The organism is Bradyrhizobium sp. UFLA03-84 (genome assembly GCF_002289535.1).
Taxonomy (GTDB): domain Bacteria; phylum Pseudomonadota; class Alphaproteobacteria; order Rhizobiales; family Xanthobacteraceae; genus Bradyrhizobium; species Bradyrhizobium viridifuturi.
In genome coordinates this window covers 76,993-94,941 of record NZ_NSJY01000015.1, presented here as the reverse complement: position 1 = coordinate 94,941, position 17,949 = coordinate 76,993, and the positions used below count along the sequence as shown (strand labels likewise).

Sequence of the window (17,949 nt, the reverse complement as noted above, 5' to 3'; positions counted from 1 at the left end):
ATGCCGGCGCCGCCTGCCAACCTGGAATCCGCCAACTATTTCGGACGATTGCTGACGCTGGTCTGGCTGTCCCTTGCCCAGCTCGGGCGGGCACCGTCGCATTCGCGTCGGGCCGAGGCGGCGCGACGCTCCGCGCGCCACGTACTCCTGCTCGTCGTGATCGTCGGCACCGTCATCGTCACGCTGATGTATGCGGTCGATGTCGCCGAGATCAGCCTGATGCCGCCACGCGGTACGCCTGGTCTCTGGTGGGTCAAGATACTCACCGATTTCGGCAAGGACGAGTACGTGCTGAGCGCGCTGGGTGTGTTGCTGATTGTTCTCGCATTGACGGCGCCTGCGCTGCGCGGTGTGCCGCGCGCGACTTTGCTCGGCTTGGGGACGAGGCTGCAATACCTGTTCCTGTCGATCGCGCTGTCGGTCGCGGTGGGTGAAGTGATCAAGTGGGCCGTCGGCCGCGGACGGCCGTTCGTCGGCGGCAAGGCCAACGCCTTCAACTTCCAGCATTTCGCGGGCACGGAAGCTTTTTCGAGCTTTCCGTCGGGACATGCGATCACGGCTTTCGCGCTGGCGTTCGCCGTTTCGGCAGTCTGGCCGCGTGCGCGGGTCGCGATGCTGGTCTATGCGCTGATCATCATCACGACGCGGCTGGTGCTGCTGGCGCATCATCCGAGCGACGTGGTGGCCGGCGCGGCCGTCGGCGTGATCGGCGCAATGGCCGTGCGCTACTGGTTCGCCGCCCGCCGCCTTGGTTTCGCCATTGATCGCGACGGCACGGTCGTGGCCCTGCCGGGGCCGTCGGAAGAGCGTCTCAAAAGGGTTGCGGGGAGCGCTTTCGCCCCATAAAAGCGGTCGCCCGGCGGCCGGATCGGGCGGGTTCCAGCCGCGAACCCCACATCAACCACGAGTGCCGAATTGCCTGTTTCCGACCAGACGCCGGTCGCCGTTTCCATCGTCGTGCCCGTGCGCAACGAGGCGGACAATATCGCGCCGCTGATCGCCGAGATCGCGGCGGCGCTCGACGGACGCTGGGTCTACGAAATCGTCTACGTCAATGACGGTTCGACCGACGACACCGGTGATCGGTTGAGCGCGATCATGGCGCAGCGCCCCAATCTCCGGCAACTCCGCCACGCCGTTTCCTCGGGCCAATCGGCGGCCGTTCGCAGCGGCGTGCGCGCGGCGCGCGGTGCGATCGTGGCAACGCTGGACGGGGACGGCCAGAACGATCCTGCCTTCCTGCCGAACCTGATCAGGGCGATCGAGGGCGGCAATGGCCGGGTCGGCCTTGCCGCAGGCCAGCGCGTCGGCCGCAGGGACACTGGCTTCAAGAAGCTGCAATCGCGCATCGCCAATGCGGTGCGTGGCATCATCCTGCGCGATGGTACCCGCGACACAGGCTGCGGCCTGAAGGCGTTTCCGCGCGAGGTGTTCCTGGCGATGCCCTATTTCGACGGGCTGCATCGTTTCCTTCCGGCGCTGGTCCGCCGCGAGGGCTTCGCGATCGCCTATGTCGATGTTGTCGATCGCCCGCGCCATTCCGGCGTGTCGAATTATGGATTCTTCGACCGGCTCTGGATCGGGATCATGGATCTCGGCGGCGTGTGGTGGCTGATCCGCCGCAAGAAGCCGACGCCGCTCGTCACAGAAGTGCCGGTCGTCACCGAGGTGAAGTGATGCTGATTCAGTACGGTCAGGCGTTGAGCGCCTACCTCTACGATGTGTTCATCGCCAAGTTCGACTTCTGGCTGGCGTTCGGCCTCATCGCGCAATTGTTCTTCACCGCGCGCTTTCTCGTGCAGTGGATTTCCAGCGAGCGCGCCGGCCAGAGTGTGGTGCCGATGGCGTTCTGGTTCTTCTCGATGGGCGGCGGTCTGATGACGCTGGTCTACGGGTTCGCCAAGCGCGAGCCGATCATCATCCTCGGGCAGGGCCTCGCGACGCTGATCTACATCCGCAATATCATGCTGATCGTGAAGAACCGCGGGCGCGCCTCGAAGACGCTCGACAACTGACCCTCGCGGCTGTCCGTACGGCGAGCGGTATGCCGGGCCTCCTCGTCAATCTCGAGAGATTCCAGCTTCGCGCTCGGCGCGACAGCAATGCGTCCGAATTCGGACGACGGTCAAACAATCGCCCCAAGGCGTATGGCATCTACGTTTCGTGGTGGGCGTGGCGGCATCCCTGAGTCCATGCGCCAAGGGATGAGGGCCGTCGATGACCAGCCGTGGCGAACCGGGGAAAGCGGCTGGTGATCGATCGAGCGTCCGCGATGTCATGTTGCTTGACGAGCCGCCGCTGACCGGCGAGCGCGGTCTGCCGGACCGGCGGGCCGTCAGCATCCGCTGGATGGCTGGAACGATTCTGATCGGGACCGCCGCCGTCGCGCTGCTTGGTGGCGCGCTTCGCGGAACATTTGGCTATCGCGCGCGATTCGCAGCATCGCCGGTCGTCTCACTTCCGCGCTTCACGGGGCAGGTGGTCGACGAGGCGCGGCGCGGCGATCGTCTGGATCGCAGGCCCGGCCTACAAGGTGATTCCTCGGCGCTCAAGATCGAGCAGTTGAGCGATGCGGGGGCGGTCCGCCCATATACCCGCGTGTCAGCGCGGCTCGCGGAGATCGACCCCGAACCACAACCGGACCATCGTCGCGACGCACCGAGAGAGGGTAAGGACGACCAGCGGGTGGGTGCGCTGCCGGAACTGCCAGCTATCATTCGGACAGGTCCATCACGTCGCGGACTGCCGGGCGGGACCAGCGCCTATGCCGCCGATGAGGAGGTACCGCGAGTGCCTTCGCCGATTGGTGAGGCCGTCAATGTCACCAGCCTTCCGAAGTCTCCTTCATCGTCTCGTCACCATCGGCACGTCGTCATTGCGAGAGCCGGCGACACGCTGTCCGCCATCCTGCGGGCGTTGACCGCGGCGGCGCAGGATGCGCCGGCGATCCTTGCCGCTTTCCCGTCGCAGGGCGAGACGCTGTCGGGTGGCGAGAAGATCACGATCGTCGAACAGAATGGAGACGCCGGTTCGCCACGCAGCCACATCGCCAAAGTGTCGATCGAGCGGGCGAACGCCCGCGTTGCCGCCGTCGGTCGCGCTGATAGCGGGCAATACCAGGCGATCGTGCCGGAACTGCCCGACGTCGCCGTGGGGAATGAGGGGGTGCTGCGCCAGTCGGTCGGCACGCACGCCGTGCCTGGCGAAACGCTGCGTGACGGCCTCAACGCGCTTGCGCGCTCCAATCACGTCGACGAGGGGATCGTTGCCGAACTGATGCGGCTGTGTGGCCGCGATTTCGACCTCGACGAGCCGCTCGGTGACAGCGATTCGGCCGAGATCATCTACGCGCCCAACGATATCGGCCAACCGGAGCTGGTCTTCATCGACTTGACGGCGGGTGGCCAGACGCGCCGCTACTATCGCTTCACGGCGCCGGATGACGGCAGCTCCGATTTCTATGATGCGGATGGCCAATCCATCACCAAGTTTCTGTTGCGCAAGCCGGTCGTCAGCGGGCGCCTCGGTGACGGCTTCGGCTGGCGCATTCATCCGATCCTTGGCGACCGCCGCTTCCATGAGGGCGTCGATTTTGCGGCTCCCTATGGGTCGCCGATCGCGGCCGCGGGCGCCGGCGTCGTCGAGACCGAAGGCTATGAACGAGGCTACGGGAAATATGTCCGCGTGCGTCACGATCGCGGCTACGAGACCACTTATGCCCACATCGCGGGCGTCCCGGCCGGGCTGAAGATCGGAGACCGCGTTCGTCAGGGCGAGACGATTGCGTATGTCGGATCGACCGGGCTTTCGACTGGACCGCATCTCTATTACGAGGTCCGGATCAATGGCCGCAATGTCGATCCGCTGCGGATGAAATTGTCAGGCGGCCGGGTGCTGCAAGGGGATCTCCTTGGCGTCTTCGATCGCCAGCGCGACAGCATCGACGAGCTCGCCGCCGCCTCGGCGTTTCCACAGCGCCAGCCTGGCCCCGAACATCGGCCGCCGACCTAGCCGGGAAGGCATGTCGGATCAGAGCCGCCCGGGCGCCGGGAGTTCGGCTGCTTCCGCCGCATTCTCGCGATCGACCGCGGTCTCGCCGGCGGCATCGAGCACTGGATAGGCGACCGAGCAGATATGCGAATGGACGCGGCGTAGGTCGCGCAGCACGTCGAGATGCAGCGACGTGGTCTCGATGGTCTCGGGCCGACCCTCGCGCAGCCGCTCCAAATGGCGTTCGACGGCGGCGAGTTCCGCAGCGCGCAGCGCCGCCTTCTCGGTGAGCAGCTTGCGCGCCTCGTTCGCATCGCCCGACATGAACACGCCGAACGCGATCCGCAGCGAATCGATCGTGCGCTTGTGGAATGCCGACAATTCCTCGGCGCCCTCGGCCGAGAACTGCAGGCGATGCTTGATCTTCTTGGTCGCGAGCTCGCTCAGGTTCTTGTCGACGATGTCGCCGATGTGCTCGAGGTTGATCGCGAACGCGACGATCTCCATGGCGCGGTGACCTTCGCGCTCATCCAGGCTGCCGCGGGTGAGCTTCGTGACGTAGAGTTTGATCGCCTCGTTGAGCCGGTCGACCGTGTTGTCCATCTTCGACACCTGGTCGACCAGGGCGCGATCGTTGGTCAGCATCGCCGCCATCACCTTGCGCAACATCGCCTCGGTGTGGTCACCCATGTGCAGCACCTCGCGCGCGGCATCGGCCAGCGCGAGCGAGGGCGTCTCCAGTGCGCTCTCGTCGAGATAGCGCGGCCGAGTCGGATCGGTCTCCTGTGCCCGCTTCGGCAGCAGCCGCTCGAGCAGCCTCGCCATGTGGTCGAGCACGCCGATGAACAGAAGCGCGGTCGCAACGTTGAAGGCAATGTGGAACAGCGCGGTCGCCTTGGCGAGATCGGGCTGCCAGGCGCTGATGGTCTCGGTGATCGGGCGCAGGAACGGCGCCACCAGCAGGATGCCGACGACACGATTGACGAGGTTGCCGACCGGCAGCCGGTAGCTCGCCGGATTGTCGCGCCGTGCGCCTTCCATCAACGGGTTGATGGCGCTGCCGAGGTTGGCGCCGAGCACGAGCGCGAACGCGGCATAGGGAGAGATGAATTGGGAATAGGCCAGCGACATCACCAGCAGCACGCTGGCGACGCTGGAATGGACCAGCCAGGTCACACCAGCGCCGATCACGATGCAAAGCACGGGATCGCCGGTGATCGCGTTCAGGAACACGCGCACGCCCGGGGCATTCTCGGCCGGCGCCATCGTATCGAGCAGGATATGCAGCGCGAGCAGCATCAGGCCGAGGCCGATCGAGACCCGGCCGAGATCCTTGATCCGGGAGCGCGGCCCGCTGCGGAATGCGACGAGGCCGACGATGAACAGCACCGGCGCCACCGCTGCGACGTTGAACGACAGCACCTGCACGATCAGCGTGGTGCCGATATTGGCGCCGAGCATGATCGCTAGCGCCGGCACCAGGCTGACGATCTCCTCGGCGGCGAAGGAACTGGTGATCAGGGCGGTCGCGGTCGAGCTCTGGAGCAGGGCGGTCAGGCCGAGGCCGGCGCCGAGGGCGGTGAACCGGTTGCGCAGCGCTCTCGCCAGCAACAGCCGCAAATCGGGCCCGAAGGCTCGCAGGATCCCGCTATGGACCATGTGCAGGCCCCACAGCAGGAGCGCGACGCCCCCCATCAGATCAAGCAGAACAAGACTTCCCATACGTCCTGGATATCCCGGCAAATTCGAGTCGAAGGGGTCACGCTATAGGGCCAATTGACCCGCGATCAACCCCTTTGTTCCCGCTGGAACCGAAGAGAGAAGCAAGAGGTTGCAACGAAGAAGCCTGCCAATTGTGGCGGCTTGCTTCCGGGGCCGGGACTGGCCCAACCCGCGGACGGGTCCCCTGGCCCAGATCGGACGGCGACCGGTCGAGCCCGGTAAACGAATCCTAGAGATGACCGTTCAATTGCGATGGGATCCGCTAGGCAGTTCCCAATCTTTCCCCGTTATGACGGTAGAAACGAGAAGCTGTCCAGCAAGGCTTGGGGATCAGGATGTTTGTCAATCGCCGCAAGAGCGAACGCCGTGAGTGCCGGAGCGTCGCGAAAATTCAATTGGGCACAGGGTCGTTGCCGCGCGACTGCATGATCACCGACATCTCGGCCGGCGGCGTCAAGGTGATCGCCGAATATCTGGAGATACCGCCGGAATTCACCATCATCCTTTCGAGCGGCAGCCCGCGCCAGTGCCGTCTGGCCTGGCGGATCGGGCACGAATTCGGCGCCCAGTTCGTGGACTGACTCCGCCACCAGGGCTGATGCCCGCCAAGGCGGGCAGTCGCGCTTCTGGGCCGGATGACGGCGAGATGATGGCATCCTTAACCGGAACTTAGGGTTAAGCTGTGAGCATCCCGGAACCTTCGCTGTTCCGAGTCTCGTTGATGTCTGAGAAACCAACCCGACCTTCCGGCCGCATGCATCGTCTTGCCGGCTCGGTATCCGCTGTGATCTTGCTGATCGGCCTGTCCGCCTGTCAGACCTCGGGTCCGTCCGACATCACCGGATCACTGGGCGATACCGCTGAGGCCACGCCGGCTCCCGCCGACCCCCGGCGCGACATCGCGACCTATCACGAGCGGGTCCGCGCCAATCCCAAGGACACCGACGCCGCGCTGAAATATTCCCGTGCGCTCCGCGCCACCGGCCAGCGCGCGCAGGCCGTCGCCGTCATGGAGCAGGCGGTGCTGGCGCAGCCCAGCAACAAGGCGCTGCTCGCCGGCTACGGACGGGCGCTCGCCGACAACGGCAACTTCCAACAGGCATTCGACGTGCTCGGGCGCGCCCACACGCCGGAAGACCCGGACTGGCGCATCCTGTCGGCACAGGGCGCCGTGCTCGACCAGCTCGAGCGCCACGAGGAGGCCCGCCAATATTATGCGAGCGCCCTCAAGATCGTGCCTGAGGATGCCTCGGTGCTCTCCAATCTCGGCCTGTCCTACCTGCTGTCGAAAGACCTGCCGAAGGCCGAGGAGACGCTGCGTCGAGCCCGGGAGCGCGCCCCCGACGACATGCGAGTACGCACCAATCTCGCTGTCGTGGTCGGTCTGGAAGGTCGCCAGTCCGAGGCGGAAACCATCATGAAGGCCGATCTGCCGCCGGAGCAGGGCTCAGCCAATGTCGCGGTGTTGAAGCGGCTCCTGGCGCGCAGGGACGCGAGCCGCAGCGAGCCGGACAAGATCCCGGTCGCGGCCAGCCGTCGCGACTAGGCCGTTCAGCGCCCTGGATTGAAGCTAGCCTGCAGCGCGGCGTCCGTCGCCGCGGCGCGACTGCAGCTTCCTGAGGATCGGCGACAGGAACGATTCGCGGGTCTCGGCGAGATCGGGGCGGCCGGTCAGGCGCTGCGCGATCTGCAGGAAGGTCCTGGTGGTGCGGTGACGCGCGGAGACTTCCGCGATCATCTGGCCGTTGTTGGCGGCTTCACCGAACAGCCTGCAATCGAAGGGGATGGTCGCGATCGGCTGGCTCTCGATCGTCTTGGCGAAGTCCTTGACCTCGATCTCGGGCCGCTTCGACATGCCGACCTGGTTCAGGCAGTAGAGCGGCGGCCGGTCGTTCGGACGCGCGGCCTTGAGCAGGTTCATCATGTTCTTGGTATTGCGCATGTTGGCGAGGTCGGGCTCGGCAACGATCAGGATGTCGTCGGCGCCGACCAGCACGCGCTTGGTCCATGCGGTCCATTGATGCGGGACGTCGAGCACGATGCAGGATGTGGTCATGCGCATCGTATCGAAGATCGCGTCGAAGGCTTCCGCGCCGAAATCGTAGACCTGATCGAGGGTGGCCGGGGCCGCCAGCAGGCTGAGATGGTCACCGCATTTTGCAAGCAGGCGTTCCATGAAGGCGCTGTCCGGACGTTCCGGCGCGAACACCGCGTTGGCGATGCCCTGTGTCGGATCCTGGTTGTAGTCGAGCCCGGCGGTGCCGAAGGCGAGGTCGAGATCGACGACGACCGAATCCAGACCGAGATCGCGCGCGATGGTCCAGGCGACATTATGGGCAATGGTCGAGGCGCCGACGCCGCCCTTGGCGCCCGCGACCGCGATCAGGCGGCCGACCGATACCGCTTCGGAGGACGAGAACAGGCCGCAGATCGAGCGCACGATGTCGAGCACCTTGACCGGCCCGATCACGTAGTCGTTGACGCCGCGCCGGACCAATTCGCGATACGGCGCGGTCTCGCCGGGCGCGCCGAGCACGACGACGCGGGTGCCGGGATCGCAGACCGTCGCGAGCTCGTCGAGCGCGGCGAGCAAATCGGTGTCAGGCTCGGTCTCCAGCATGATGACATTGGGCGTCGGCGCCTTGTGATAGGCATCGATGGCAGCGGCGATGCCGCCCATGTGGACGGAGAGGTGAGCCTTGGCAAGCCGGCGGTCGTCAGCGGCAGCGCGCGCCGTGGCGGCGGTCGCGACGCTGGCGCAGAACGCCTGCACGGAAATCCGCGGTGCCGGCGCGATGTGGTCGTTGGAGTGCTGTGGCTCGTCCTGTTGTTCGGTCATTTCGCGGCGTCGCTCAGCTTGGCTCTATCGGCTTCTGGATAGGTGGTCGCGGTCGTCTCACCTTTGCTGTATTTCTGGAACGCGATCGACCGGCGCGGGGTGTAGGATGCGGTCTCGGTCCGCGGCTGTTCGAGGTCGGACGGATTGGCAACCATCGCGGCGAGGTTGCGCTGGGTGGCACAGCCGAAATTGTCCCACTGCTTGTTCTCGTTGTAAGCCGGATTGTAGATCGAGGGACCAAGGTCGGCCGGCCACGTGCCGCAGGGCCCGGCGACCGCGGCCATCTTGGGATAGCTGAGGCGGATGGTCGGCAGCGCGCGCGGATCGTCGAGGCGATAGGAGCGCCTGGTGATGGCATGGGCGGGCACGCCCATCGACGCCAGGACGCCGTGGATTTCCTGGTACACCGCCTGAGCGGAGCGCGCGTTCGCGGTGTCGGCCGGCACGTCGACCGCGATCGCGCCGGTGCCTTCGCGGCGCCAGCTGCGGGCGAGCCCCATGACGTCATCGCGCTGGGTCTCGGTGAGATTGCCGCGGGCGCGGCCCACGAACACGACGATCGATTGTTCGCCTTCGGTAATCGCGATCGGATGCCGCTGCCGGTAGTCGTCGGGCACGGTGCCGGTAACGACATCGCCCGTCAGATTGCAGCCGCCGAGCGCGATCGCCGTGGTGACGAGCGCGCCGAACAGCGACAACGTTCTCGCGTGACCTGCTTGTGTGTTGCGTGTCGTCATAGGATCCCCCAACCCCTTCAGGTCCGCGCCTCAGTCGATGATGAAGCCGAAATTGACCGGCGTGGCGCCGATCGGCTCGGCACGGGCGGCAACGCCGTAGATGCGATTGACGCGCGCCAGCAGCGCCGACTGCGCGTCGGAGGCCGGGGCGAAGCCGTCATCGGGTCGTGACAATTCCTTCTGCGCAACGGCGCGCACCACATAGGGCGTCACGATGACCATGAGCTCGGTCTCGTTGTTGACAAAGTCCTGGCTCCTGAACAGCTGTCCGAGGACCGGGATCTGATCGACGCCGGGCATGCCGTTGATGGCCTGCTTGGTCTGCTCCTGGATCAGGCCGGCCATCGCGACCGAGCCGCCGGAGGGCACTTCCAGCGTGGTGTCGGCGCGGCGGGTCTTGATCGAGGGAATGGTCGTGCCGCCCTGGCCGCCGGTGAGCGCGTTGTCCATCGAGACTTCGGACACCTCGGTCATCACCTTCAGGCTGATGCGTCCTTCGGACAACACCACCGGGGTGAAGTTGAGCGAGATGCCGAACTTCTTGAAGCTGACGGTCTGGACGCAATTGCCGATCGTACCCGTGCTCGAGGTCTGGCAGGTCACGCCGGTCGGAATTGGAAACTCGCCGCCCGAGACGAAGGTCGCGGACTCGCCGGAGATCGCCGTGAGGTTCGGCTCGGCCAGCGTCTTGACGACGCCCGCGCTCTCCATTGCCCGCAGCGTCGCGGTGACGGTCGGCACACCGAGCTTGTTCAGCGCCGCGCCGGTCAGCACGTTGCTGGTGAGCGGCCCGTTGTTGGCGGTGAAGGGGTTGGCGTTGTTGAAGACCACCGCGGCGGTGCCGTAGTTCATGTTGGCGGTGAGGTCGACGCCGAGCTGCTTGACGACGTCCCGGCGCACCTCGGCGACGGTGACCTTCAGCATCACCTGGTCGCGGCCGCGCACCACGATGGAGTTGACGACCTTGTCGGGGCCGCCGACGAGCTTGGCGGCGATATCGCCGGCCTGCTGGGCCTCGACCGGGCTTGCTACCGTGCCGGTCAGCACCACGCTCTCGCCGACGCCCTCGATCTGCACGCCCGGCAGCATCTGTTTCAGCGCGGCGCGCATGCCATTGAGGTCGCGTTTGATCGCGATGTCGTAGGAGGCGACCTGGTTGCCGTCGGCGTCGAAGAACACCACGTTGGTCTGGCCGACCGCCGAGCCGATGATGTAAGCCCGCTGGGCCGAGCGGATCACGGCGTTGGCGATCTTGGGATCGGCGACCAGAACGTCCTTGGCCTCGCGCGGCAGGTCGACCACCACCGACTTGCCGACGCCGAGCGAAACGAACCGCGTCTTGGCGGCAATGCTGCTCGTCACCGCGACATCCGCGTTCTTGTCCGGATCGCTCGCGCTGGCGAGGGCAGGGATCAGCATCAGGGCGGTGACCGCCGAGATCGACAGCGAACGGACCAGCGTGGTCCGCATCGCCAGTTGTTTTGCATCCGTGGTCATATCGAAGCCCCCATCACTTCTGTGTCGTCTGAGAGCTCGGGATGCCGAAACGCACCACCCTGATGCTCTCGCCCCGCTTCGGGGCATGATCGCTGGTCTCGTCGGTCTTCTCGTTGACGTCGGCGATGCTGCGCAACGCCAGCGCCAGCGTGCCGCTCTGCCGCGCGCGCGCGAGCGTCTCAGCCTGTTCAGGCTTGAGCTCGAGGGTCACGGTCTTGCCGACGAGGGAGTTGTTGCCGTCCTTTTCCTTCGGCGCCTGGTCGATCGCCAGCACGCGGACGTTGGACAGCAGGATTTCGGTGGTGATGATGTCGCGACCGCCGCCCTGCACCTGATCGGGATTCTTGTCGCGCCGCGACAGGATCACATCGACGCGGTCGTTCGGCAGGATGAAGCCGCCGGCGGCAGTCTCCGGCGAGATTTCCGTGGAGATCGCGCGCATGCCGGAGGGCAGGATCGCAGCCATGAAGCCGCTTCCGTTGGCCTTGACCAGTTTCTGCTCGCGGATCGGCTCGCCGACGATGAAGGGGGCGCGTGCGATCGAGCCGATGACGTCATTCATCGCGTTGGCATTGGCGTCCTGGCGGATGAATGCGCTGCTGGCGGTCTCCGCCGGCCAGCGCTGCCATTGCACGTCTTCAGCCTTGACCGACTGACCAAGTCCGATGTCGGTCTTCGCCACCAGCACCTCGACGGTCGGCAGTTGTACCACTGGCGCCGCGACCGGCGCCGGTTTGCGATCGCCTGTGCTCGCCAGATACATGGCCGCGAGGCCTGCGACGCCGGCGATGCCGAGGACCACGATGCGTGCCGTCTTCATGCGATTGTCTGAATGCCCTTAACGCCGGGCAGTCACGTCCTTGCGGCACTGACAGCCCTTCCCGAGAGCATCACTACGGCCGCAAAAGTATAAGGGAACTTGATGGAAGGTCCGGACAATTAAGGGATTGGTGGGGATGGTGAACGGCGGGTTATCGGCGTTCGTCGCATCTCCGCAGAATCCCGGAGATCGTGTGTCTGCAACGCGCGCGGACGTCGGCCGCAACGCGGACATCACGGCCGGTCGGCCGTGGTTAATGTCGTCTAACGCACGAGCCTGCGCGACAGGCTCAGAGCGCTGCCTTCAGCGCGGCAAAGCCACGATCGAGATCGGCCTTGAGGTCGTCGAGATTTTCGAGCCCGATATGCAGCCGCAGCGTCGGCCCGCCCGGCGACCATTTGGTCGCGGTGCGATAGTCGCTGCAGTCGAACGGGATGGCGAGGCTCTCGAAGCCGCCCCAGGAAAAGCCCATGCCGAACAACTGGAGCGCATCGAGCATCGCATCCACGGCGGCCTGCGGTGCCGGCTTCAGTACGATGCTGAACAGGCCGGAGGCGCCGGTGAAGTCGCGCTTCCAGATCGCATGGCCCGGATCGGTTTCCAGGGCAGGGTGCAGCACGCGCGCGACCTCGGGCCGCGCGCCAAGCCAGCGCGCGATCTCGAGCCCGGAGCGGTGGTGCTGTGCAAGCCGCACCGACAGCGTGCGGACCCCGCGCAGCGCGAGATAGACGTCGTCGGGACCGGCGCAAACGCCGAGCAGGCGGATGGCCTCCTGAACCAGCGGCCAGGCCTCGGCATTGGCCGCGATGGTGCCGAACATGATGTCGGAGTGGCCGCCGATATATTTTGTGCCGGCCTGCATGCTGATGTCGACGCCCTGTTCGAGCGAGCGGTGATAGAGCGCCGTCGCCCAGGTGTTGTCGTCGATCACCAGTGCGCCGCGGGCATGCGCCACCGCCGCTATCGCACGGACATCGGGCATCTCGAAGGATTGCGAACCGGGCGCCTCGACCAGCACCGCGCGGGTGTTCGGCTTGAACAGCGTCTCGATGCCGGCGCCGACCAGCGGATCGAAATAGCTGGTCTCGATGCCGTAGCGCTTCAGCATATTGTCGCAGAAATTGCGGGTCGGCCGATAGGCGTTGTCGCACACCAGCAGGTGGTCGCCAGCCTTCAGGACGGCGAGCAGCGTCGTGCTGATCGCCGCCAGTCCCGAAGGGGCGAGGCCGACGCCCGCGCATTGCGGGCCTTCCAGCGCCATCAGCACGTCCTGCAGCGCCCGCGTGGTCGGGCTGCCGTGGCGGCCATAGGTGAATTCGGCGCGGTGGGCGTGCAGCGCCTCGGCGGTCGGATAGAGCACGGTCGAGCCGTGGAAGACCGGCGGGTTGACGAAGCCCTTCTGGGCCTTGGTGTCGCGGCCGGCCGTGACCAGGCGGGTCGCGGCGTCTTGTGGGCGGGAGGGCGTGGAGCCGTCGGAGGAGGTCATGGTTCGCTGCCGTTGGACTTTAGACTTTTTGCCGCAGCCGTACCGCGTCGGGAAGACGGGGCCGCGCCGGGAGTTGCTACTAACAAGAGGTAGAAGACATGCGTCAACCCCTTGACCCGGCTCGCCAGTCGCTATATGATGCGGCGCAACTACCCGTCGCCGCACGTTGAGGGGCCTGCCGCGACCTAGGATCCGTTGCCTGACCGGTTGCACGCCAAACTGCCGGTTTGATCAGCACTATTTGCTGCAGGGGATCATTGGGATGGCCCGTGAACGCGAGGCGATCACAAAGCAAACGTCCAACGGACGACCCTGAAAGGCCCCGCCCATGAAACGCGTATCCCTGGCTGTCACACTTGCCGCTGCCGCCGTCCTGTCGGTCCAGGCGGCCTCGGCGCAAACCCTCAAGACGGTCAAGGATCGGGGCCAGCTGTCCTGCGGCGTCAGCCAGGGCCTGCCCGGATTTTCGGCACCCGACGACAAGGGGAACTGGACCGGAATCGACGTCGACGTGTGCCGGGCCATCGCCGCCGTGGTGCTCGACGACCCGACCAAGGTCAAGTTCGTGCCGCTGTCGGCCAAGGATCGCTTCACCGCGCTGCAGTCCGGCGAGATCGACGTGTTGTCGCGCAATACCACCTGGACGGTGTCGCGGGACACCTCGCTCGGCGCCAATTTCACCGGCGTGACCTATTATGACGGGCAGGGCTTCATGGTGAAGAAGTCGCTCAAGGTCAATTCGGCGCTCGAACTGAACAGCGCTTCGGTCTGCGTGCAGACCGGAACCACCACGGAGCAGAACCTCGCCGACTTCTTCAAAGGCAACAACATGAAGTATGAGGTGATCGCGTTCGGCAGCATCGACGAAGCGGTCAAGGCCTATGAATCCGGTCGCTGCGACGTCTTCACCGACGATGCCTCCGGACTTTATGCCAGCCGTCTGAAGCTCGCGAACCCCGCCGATCACATCGTGCTTCCGGAAATCATCTCCAAGGAGCCGCTGGGGCCGATGGTGCGCCACGGTGACGACCAGTGGTTCGACATCGTGAAGTGGACGCTGTTTGCGATGATCAATGCCGAGGAACTCGGCATCACCCAGAAGAACGTCGATACGATGCTCAAATCCGACAAGCCGGAGATGAAGCGGGTGCTCGGCACCGACGGCAATCTGGGCGAACAGCTGGGCCTCACCAAGGACTGGGTGGTGCGGATCGTGAAGGCGGTCGGCAATTACGGCGAGACCTTCGAGCGCAATGTCGGCACCGGCTCTCCGCTCGGTATCGCTCGCGGCGTCAATAATCTCTGGAACAAGGGCGGTATCCAGTACGCGCCGCCGATCCGCTGATCGATCCCGGCCGACGACTGCCGCGATGAGCATCGCGCCCCGCAAACCACCGCTGCAATTTGCCCTCAGGCTGAAGCGTGCGCTTGGCGGCAAGGCCGGCTGGAACGGGTTGGCCGCCCAGATTGCCTTCGCCGCGATCCTGGCCTGGATCGCCTACGAGATCGTGGCGAATGCACGCACGAACCTGGAGACCCAGCACATCGCGTCGGGCTTCGGCTTCCTCAATTACAATGCGGGCTTTGATGTCAATCAGAGCCTGATCGCCTACAACAATTCCGACACCTACTGGCGGGTGTTCTTCGTCGGCCTGTTGAACACGATTCTGGTCTCGGTGATCGGAATCGTGCTTGCCACCGTGATCGGCTTCATCGTGGCGTTGTGCCGCTTGTCGCCCAATTTGCTGCTGTCGCGGATCGGCGGCATCTATGTCGAGATCGTCAGGAATTTGCCGGTCTTGTTCCAGATTTTGTTCTGGTATCTCGCGGTGCTCGGGGCGCTGCCGGCGCCGCGGCAGAGCATCTCGATCTTCAATACGTTCTTCCTCAACAATCGCGGCCTGGTCGTGCCGCAGCCGGTCACCGAGCCGGGGCTCTATCCGTTCGTCGCCGCGCTCGCGGTCGGGATCATCTTGGCGCTGGGATTGCGACATTACGCGCGGCGTGCCCTGTTCCAGCGCGGACAGATGATCCGGATCTGGCCCTACGTGCTGGGTTGTCTCGTCGGTCTGCCGCTGGTCTCTATGCTGGTCTTCGGCGAGCCGTTGAAGTTCGAGCTGCCTCAGCTGAAAGGCTTCAACTTCGCCGGCGGCGCGCGGATCATTCCCGAATTCGTTGCGCTGACGGTCGCGTTGTCGACCTACACGGGGGCTTTCATCGCCGAGATCGTCCGCGCCGGCGTCATGTCGGTCCACAGGGGCCAGATGGAGGCGGGCTCGTCGCTCGGCCTCAGCCGTGCCGCGACGCTGCGGCTGATCGTGGTGCCGCAGGCGATGCGCGTCATCGTGCCGCCGCTGACCAGCCAGTACCTCAATCTCACCAAGAATTCGTCGCTGGCGGTGGCGATCGGCTACCCGGATCTGGTCTCGGTCTTCGCCGGCACCGCGGTGAGCCAGACCGGCCAGGCGATCGAGATCATCGCGATGACGATGGGCGTCTACCTGCTGCTCTCGCTGACGACGAGCGCGCTGATGAGCGTCTATGGCTGGCGCATCAACCGGAGCATGGCGGCATGACGGATATCTCCGCCTCGTCCTTTGTCCGCCAGGACCTGGTCGCCGAGCGCGCGGCGCCGGCAAAGACCACCGGCTTCATCGGTTTCCTGCGCACGCGGCTGCTCAATTCGCCGGGCAACATCCTGCTCACGATCCTCGGGCTCTTGCTGGCCTGGTACATCGTGATCCCGGCAATCAAGTTCCTGCTGGTCGACGCGATCTGGACTGGCAAGGATCGCACCGCCTGCCTCGCCGAAAAGGCGGGGCACGAAGTCGGCGCCTGCTGGCCCTATATTCAAGCCAAGCTGACGCAGCTGATCTATGGCTTCTATCCGGAAGCCCAGCGCTGGCGCGTTAATCTGACTTACGGGCTCGGCGCCGCGCTGCTGTTGCCGCTGCTGATGCCACGCCTGCCGGCGAAGGCCCTGAACTCCGGCCTGTTCTTCTTCGCGTTTCCTGTGGTGGCGTTCTTCCTGCTGCACGGCGGTGGCATCGCCGGCTTCGGCATGAGCTGGACTGCCGGCCTGTTCGAGCTGTTCGAGCAGAGCATCGGCGGCGCCGGCGATCTGCTGGTCAATCTCAGCAAGAGTTCGGCGATCGCCCCGCTGCTGTGGGTCCTGGGCAAGCTGCTCGTCTTGGTCGGTTTGCTGATCCATTGGCTGATCTTTCCGCTGACCTGGCTGCGCGATCAGTTACAGGCTTCCTCGGCGCCGGTCTGGGGTGATTTCCTCCTCACCGCCGTGATCGTCTCCGCCGTGTTGTTCGTGCTCGGAGGCGGCATGCGCACCGGCCACAGGGCACTGATCGGCAGCCTGCTGACGTTCGCCGGGATCGCTGCCGGCATCAAGCTGATGGGGCTCGATCGCGGCGGCTTTCCCATCGTCGACACCCGGCTGTGGGGCGGTCTGCTGGTGACGCTGGTGATCGCGATCACCGGCATCGTCGCCTCGATGCCGATCGGGATCGCGCTCGCGCTGGGCCGACGCTCGACCATCCCGCTGATCCGGATCTTCTCGATCGCCTTCATCGAGTTCTGGCGCGGCGTGCCGTTGATCACGGTGCTGTTCTTCGCGACCTACATGCTGCCGCTGTTCGTGCCGGGCAATTTCGCCGTCGACGGCCTGTTGCGCGCCTTGATCGGTGTCGCGATCTTTACCGGCGCCTACATGGCCGAGGTGATCAGGGGCGGGCTCGCTGCGGTGGCGCGCGGGCAGGCGGAAGCCGCATCGGCGCTCGGCCTGTCCTGGTGGAAGACGACGTCGCTGATCGTGCTGCCGCAGGCGCTGCGCTACGTCATTCCCGGCATCGTCAACAGCTTCATCTCGCTGTTCAAGGACACCTCGCTGGTGTCGATCGTGGCGCTGTTCGACCTGTTGGGTTCGCTGCGGGCGTCGTTCTCGGACCCGAACTGGTCGACGCCGACCACGGCCTTTACCGGCTTCGCGTTTGCCGGGATGATCTATTTCGTGTTCTGCTTTGGAATGTCGCGCTACTCGCTGTTCGTCGAAAACCGGCTCAACGCTCACCGCCGCCACTGAACAAGGTCACCATGTCCACAACCCCGATCGTCAACATTTCCACGCTCAACAAATGGTACGGCGACTTCCATGTGTTGCGGGACATCAACCTCGAGGTCGGCAAGGGCGAGCGGATCGTGATCTGCGGTCCGTCCGGTTCGGGCAAGTCGACCCTGATCCGCTGCATCAACGCGCTGGAGGAATTCCAGGAGGGCGAGATCGTTGTCGACGGCATCGAACTCGGCCCGAACCTGCGCCGGGTTGACGAGGTGCGGCGCGAGGTCGGCATGGTGTTCCAGAGCTTCAACCTGTTCCCGCATCTCACCGTGCTCGACAATTGCACGCTGGCGCCGATCTGGGTGCGCAACATCCCGAAGAAGGATGCCGAGGCGATGGCGATGAAGTTCCTCGAGCGGGTCAAGATTCCGCATCAGGCCAACAAGTTTCCCGGCCAGATGTCGGGCGGTCAGCAGCAGCGCGTCGCGATCGCCCGCGCGCTGACCATGAACCCGAAGGTGATGCTGTTCGACGAGCCGACTTCGGCGCTCGATCCGGAAATGGTCAAGGAGGTGCTCGACACCATGGTCGATCTCGCCAGGGAGGGCATGACGATGCTGGTCGTGACCCACGAGATGGGCTTCGCCCGCGAGGTCGCCAACCGCGTCGTGTTCATGGACGCCGGCCAGATCATCGAGTCGAACACGCCGCAGGAATTCTTCGCCAACCCGCAGCACGCACGGTCGAAGCTGTTCCTGAGTCAGATCTTGAGATGAGCGAATTGGGAGT

The 17,949-nt window shown here is 65.2% G+C and carries 16 protein-coding genes; 10 read left to right on the top strand and 6 right to left on the bottom strand.

Going from position 1 to position 17,949, the window contains the following annotated elements:
• From CK489_RS29055 to CK489_RS29040, 4 genes are all read left to right on the top strand, one after another.
• A complete protein-coding gene (locus CK489_RS29055; protein ID WP_095734762.1) occupies window positions 1–846 on the top strand; it encodes a phosphatase PAP2 family protein in 846 nt (281 codons plus the stop codon).
• A gap of 69 nt (window positions 847–915) precedes the next feature.
• Window positions 916–1,677: a glycosyltransferase family 2 protein gene (locus CK489_RS29050; protein WP_050626454.1), complete on the top strand. Its 762-nt coding sequence runs from the start codon at window positions 916–918 to the stop codon at window positions 1,675–1,677.
• Window positions 1,677–2,015: a lipid-A-disaccharide synthase N-terminal domain-containing protein gene (locus CK489_RS29045; RefSeq protein WP_050626455.1), complete on the top strand. Its 339-nt coding sequence runs from the start codon at window positions 1,677–1,679 to the stop codon at window positions 2,013–2,015. Before CK489_RS29050 ends, CK489_RS29045 begins: the two co-directional genes overlap by 1 nt.
• Window positions 2,016–2,277: 262 nt before the next feature.
• Complete coding sequence (locus CK489_RS29040; RefSeq protein WP_158226519.1) at window positions 2,278–4,011, top strand: M23 family metallopeptidase; 1,734 nt, start codon at window positions 2,278–2,280, stop codon at window positions 4,009–4,011.
• Window positions 4,012–4,029: 18 nt separating this feature from the next.
• On the opposite strand, the gene CK489_RS29035 is transcribed toward CK489_RS29040, so the two are convergent.
• Window positions 4,030–5,712 carry a Na/Pi cotransporter family protein gene (locus tag CK489_RS29035; RefSeq protein ID WP_095734760.1) on the bottom strand — a complete coding sequence of 561 codons (1,683 nt, stop codon included), beginning with the start codon at window positions 5,710–5,712 and terminating at the stop codon, window positions 4,030–4,032.
• Between the two features lie 335 nt (window positions 5,713–6,047).
• Between CK489_RS29035 and CK489_RS41045 the strand changes: the two genes are divergently transcribed.
• Together CK489_RS41045 and CK489_RS29030 are read left to right on the top strand one after the other, a co-directional pair.
• Window positions 6,048–6,293: a PilZ domain-containing protein gene (locus tag CK489_RS41045; protein ID WP_021079298.1), complete on the top strand. Its 246-nt coding sequence runs from the start codon at window positions 6,048–6,050 to the stop codon at window positions 6,291–6,293.
• A gap of 140 nt (window positions 6,294–6,433) precedes the next feature.
• Window positions 6,434–7,258 (top strand): tetratricopeptide repeat protein, encoded by an 825-nt coding sequence (locus tag CK489_RS29030; protein WP_245350538.1) that lies wholly within the window; start codon window positions 6,434–6,436, stop codon window positions 7,256–7,258.
• 24 nt (window positions 7,259–7,282) lie between these two features.
• On the opposite strand, the gene CK489_RS29025 is transcribed toward CK489_RS29030, so the two are convergent.
• The 5 genes from CK489_RS29025 to metC form a co-directional block, all read right to left on the bottom strand.
• Window positions 7,283–8,551, bottom strand: a complete 1,269-nt coding sequence (locus CK489_RS29025) for a CpaE/TadZ family protein (RefSeq protein WP_095734759.1) — start codon at window positions 8,549–8,551, stop codon at window positions 7,283–7,285.
• Window positions 8,548–9,288, bottom strand: a complete 741-nt coding sequence (locus CK489_RS29020; protein ID WP_095734758.1) for a CpaD family pilus assembly protein — start codon at window positions 9,286–9,288, stop codon at window positions 8,548–8,550. Before CK489_RS29020 ends, CK489_RS29025 begins: the two co-directional genes overlap by 4 nt.
• Window positions 9,289–9,318: 30 nt before the next feature.
• On the bottom strand, window positions 9,319–10,785 hold the full coding sequence (locus CK489_RS29015) for a type II and III secretion system protein family protein (RefSeq protein ID WP_502694151.1): 1,467 nt from the start codon (window positions 10,783–10,785) through the stop codon (window positions 9,319–9,321).
• A gap of 13 nt (window positions 10,786–10,798) precedes the next feature.
• Entirely contained in the window at window positions 10,799–11,605 is an 807-nt protein-coding gene (gene cpaB / locus CK489_RS29010; protein ID WP_095734757.1) for a Flp pilus assembly protein CpaB, read from the bottom strand.
• 289 nt (window positions 11,606–11,894) lie between these two features.
• On the bottom strand, window positions 11,895–13,091 hold the full coding sequence (gene metC / locus CK489_RS29005; RefSeq protein ID WP_095734756.1) for a cystathionine beta-lyase: 1,197 nt from the start codon (window positions 13,089–13,091) through the stop codon (window positions 11,895–11,897).
• 328 nt (window positions 13,092–13,419) lie between these two features.
• Between metC and CK489_RS29000 the strand changes: the two genes are divergently transcribed.
• From CK489_RS29000 to CK489_RS28985, 4 genes are read left to right on the top strand one after another with little or no spacing between them, the layout of a single operon-like run.
• Entirely contained in the window at window positions 13,420–14,436 is a 1,017-nt protein-coding gene (locus CK489_RS29000) for an amino acid ABC transporter substrate-binding protein (protein WP_095734755.1), read from the top strand.
• A 25-nt stretch (window positions 14,437–14,461) separates the two neighbouring features.
• The gene (locus tag CK489_RS28995) at window positions 14,462–15,667 is read left to right on the top strand and encodes an amino acid ABC transporter permease (RefSeq protein WP_095734754.1); all 1,206 of its coding nucleotides are present in this window, start codon (window positions 14,462–14,464) and stop codon (window positions 15,665–15,667) included.
• Window positions 15,664–17,184 (top strand): amino acid ABC transporter permease, encoded by a 1,521-nt coding sequence (locus CK489_RS28990; protein WP_095734753.1) that lies wholly within the window; start codon window positions 15,664–15,666, stop codon window positions 17,182–17,184. Before CK489_RS28995 ends, CK489_RS28990 begins: the two co-directional genes overlap by 4 nt.
• A gap of 11 nt (window positions 17,185–17,195) precedes the next feature.
• Window positions 17,196–17,936, top strand: a complete 741-nt coding sequence (locus CK489_RS28985) for an amino acid ABC transporter ATP-binding protein (protein WP_050626463.1) — start codon at window positions 17,196–17,198, stop codon at window positions 17,934–17,936.
• Window positions 17,937–17,949: the final 13 nt, after the last annotated feature.

What these genes read in the sequence shown, in the direction of transcription:
- CK489_RS29055 (WP_095734762.1), top strand. Translation starts at nt 1, where the DNA reads ATGCCGGCGCCGCCTGCCAACCTGGAATCCGCCAACTATTTCGGACGA.
- CK489_RS29020 (WP_095734758.1), bottom strand. Translation starts at nt 9,288, where the DNA reads ATGACGACACGCAACACACAAGCAGGTCACGCGAGAACGTTGTCGCTG.
- CK489_RS41045 (WP_021079298.1), top strand. Translation starts at nt 6,048, where the DNA reads ATGTTTGTCAATCGCCGCAAGAGCGAACGCCGTGAGTGCCGGAGCGTC.
- metC (WP_095734756.1), bottom strand. Translation starts at nt 13,091, where the DNA reads ATGACCTCCTCCGACGGCTCCACGCCCTCCCGCCCACAAGACGCCGCG.
- CK489_RS29040 (WP_158226519.1), top strand. Translation starts at nt 2,278, where the DNA reads ATGTTGCTTGACGAGCCGCCGCTGACCGGCGAGCGCGGTCTGCCGGAC.
- CK489_RS28995 (WP_095734754.1), top strand. Translation starts at nt 14,462, where the DNA reads ATGAGCATCGCGCCCCGCAAACCACCGCTGCAATTTGCCCTCAGGCTG.
- CK489_RS29000 (WP_095734755.1), top strand. Translation starts at nt 13,420, where the DNA reads ATGAAACGCGTATCCCTGGCTGTCACACTTGCCGCTGCCGCCGTCCTG.
- CK489_RS29030 (WP_245350538.1), top strand. Translation starts at nt 6,434, where the DNA reads ATGTCTGAGAAACCAACCCGACCTTCCGGCCGCATGCATCGTCTTGCC.
- CK489_RS29015 (WP_502694151.1), bottom strand. Translation starts at nt 10,785, where the DNA reads ATGACCACGGATGCAAAACAACTGGCGATGCGGACCACGCTGGTCCGT.
- CK489_RS29045 (WP_050626455.1), top strand. Translation starts at nt 1,677, where the DNA reads ATGCTGATTCAGTACGGTCAGGCGTTGAGCGCCTACCTCTACGATGTG.
- CK489_RS28990 (WP_095734753.1), top strand. Translation starts at nt 15,664, where the DNA reads ATGACGGATATCTCCGCCTCGTCCTTTGTCCGCCAGGACCTGGTCGCC.
- CK489_RS29035 (WP_095734760.1), bottom strand. Translation starts at nt 5,712, where the DNA reads ATGGGAAGTCTTGTTCTGCTTGATCTGATGGGGGGCGTCGCGCTCCTG.
- CK489_RS29025 (WP_095734759.1), bottom strand. Translation starts at nt 8,551, where the DNA reads ATGACCGAACAACAGGACGAGCCACAGCACTCCAACGACCACATCGCG.
- cpaB (WP_095734757.1), bottom strand. Translation starts at nt 11,605, where the DNA reads ATGAAGACGGCACGCATCGTGGTCCTCGGCATCGCCGGCGTCGCAGGC.
- CK489_RS28985 (WP_050626463.1), top strand. Translation starts at nt 17,196, where the DNA reads ATGTCCACAACCCCGATCGTCAACATTTCCACGCTCAACAAATGGTAC.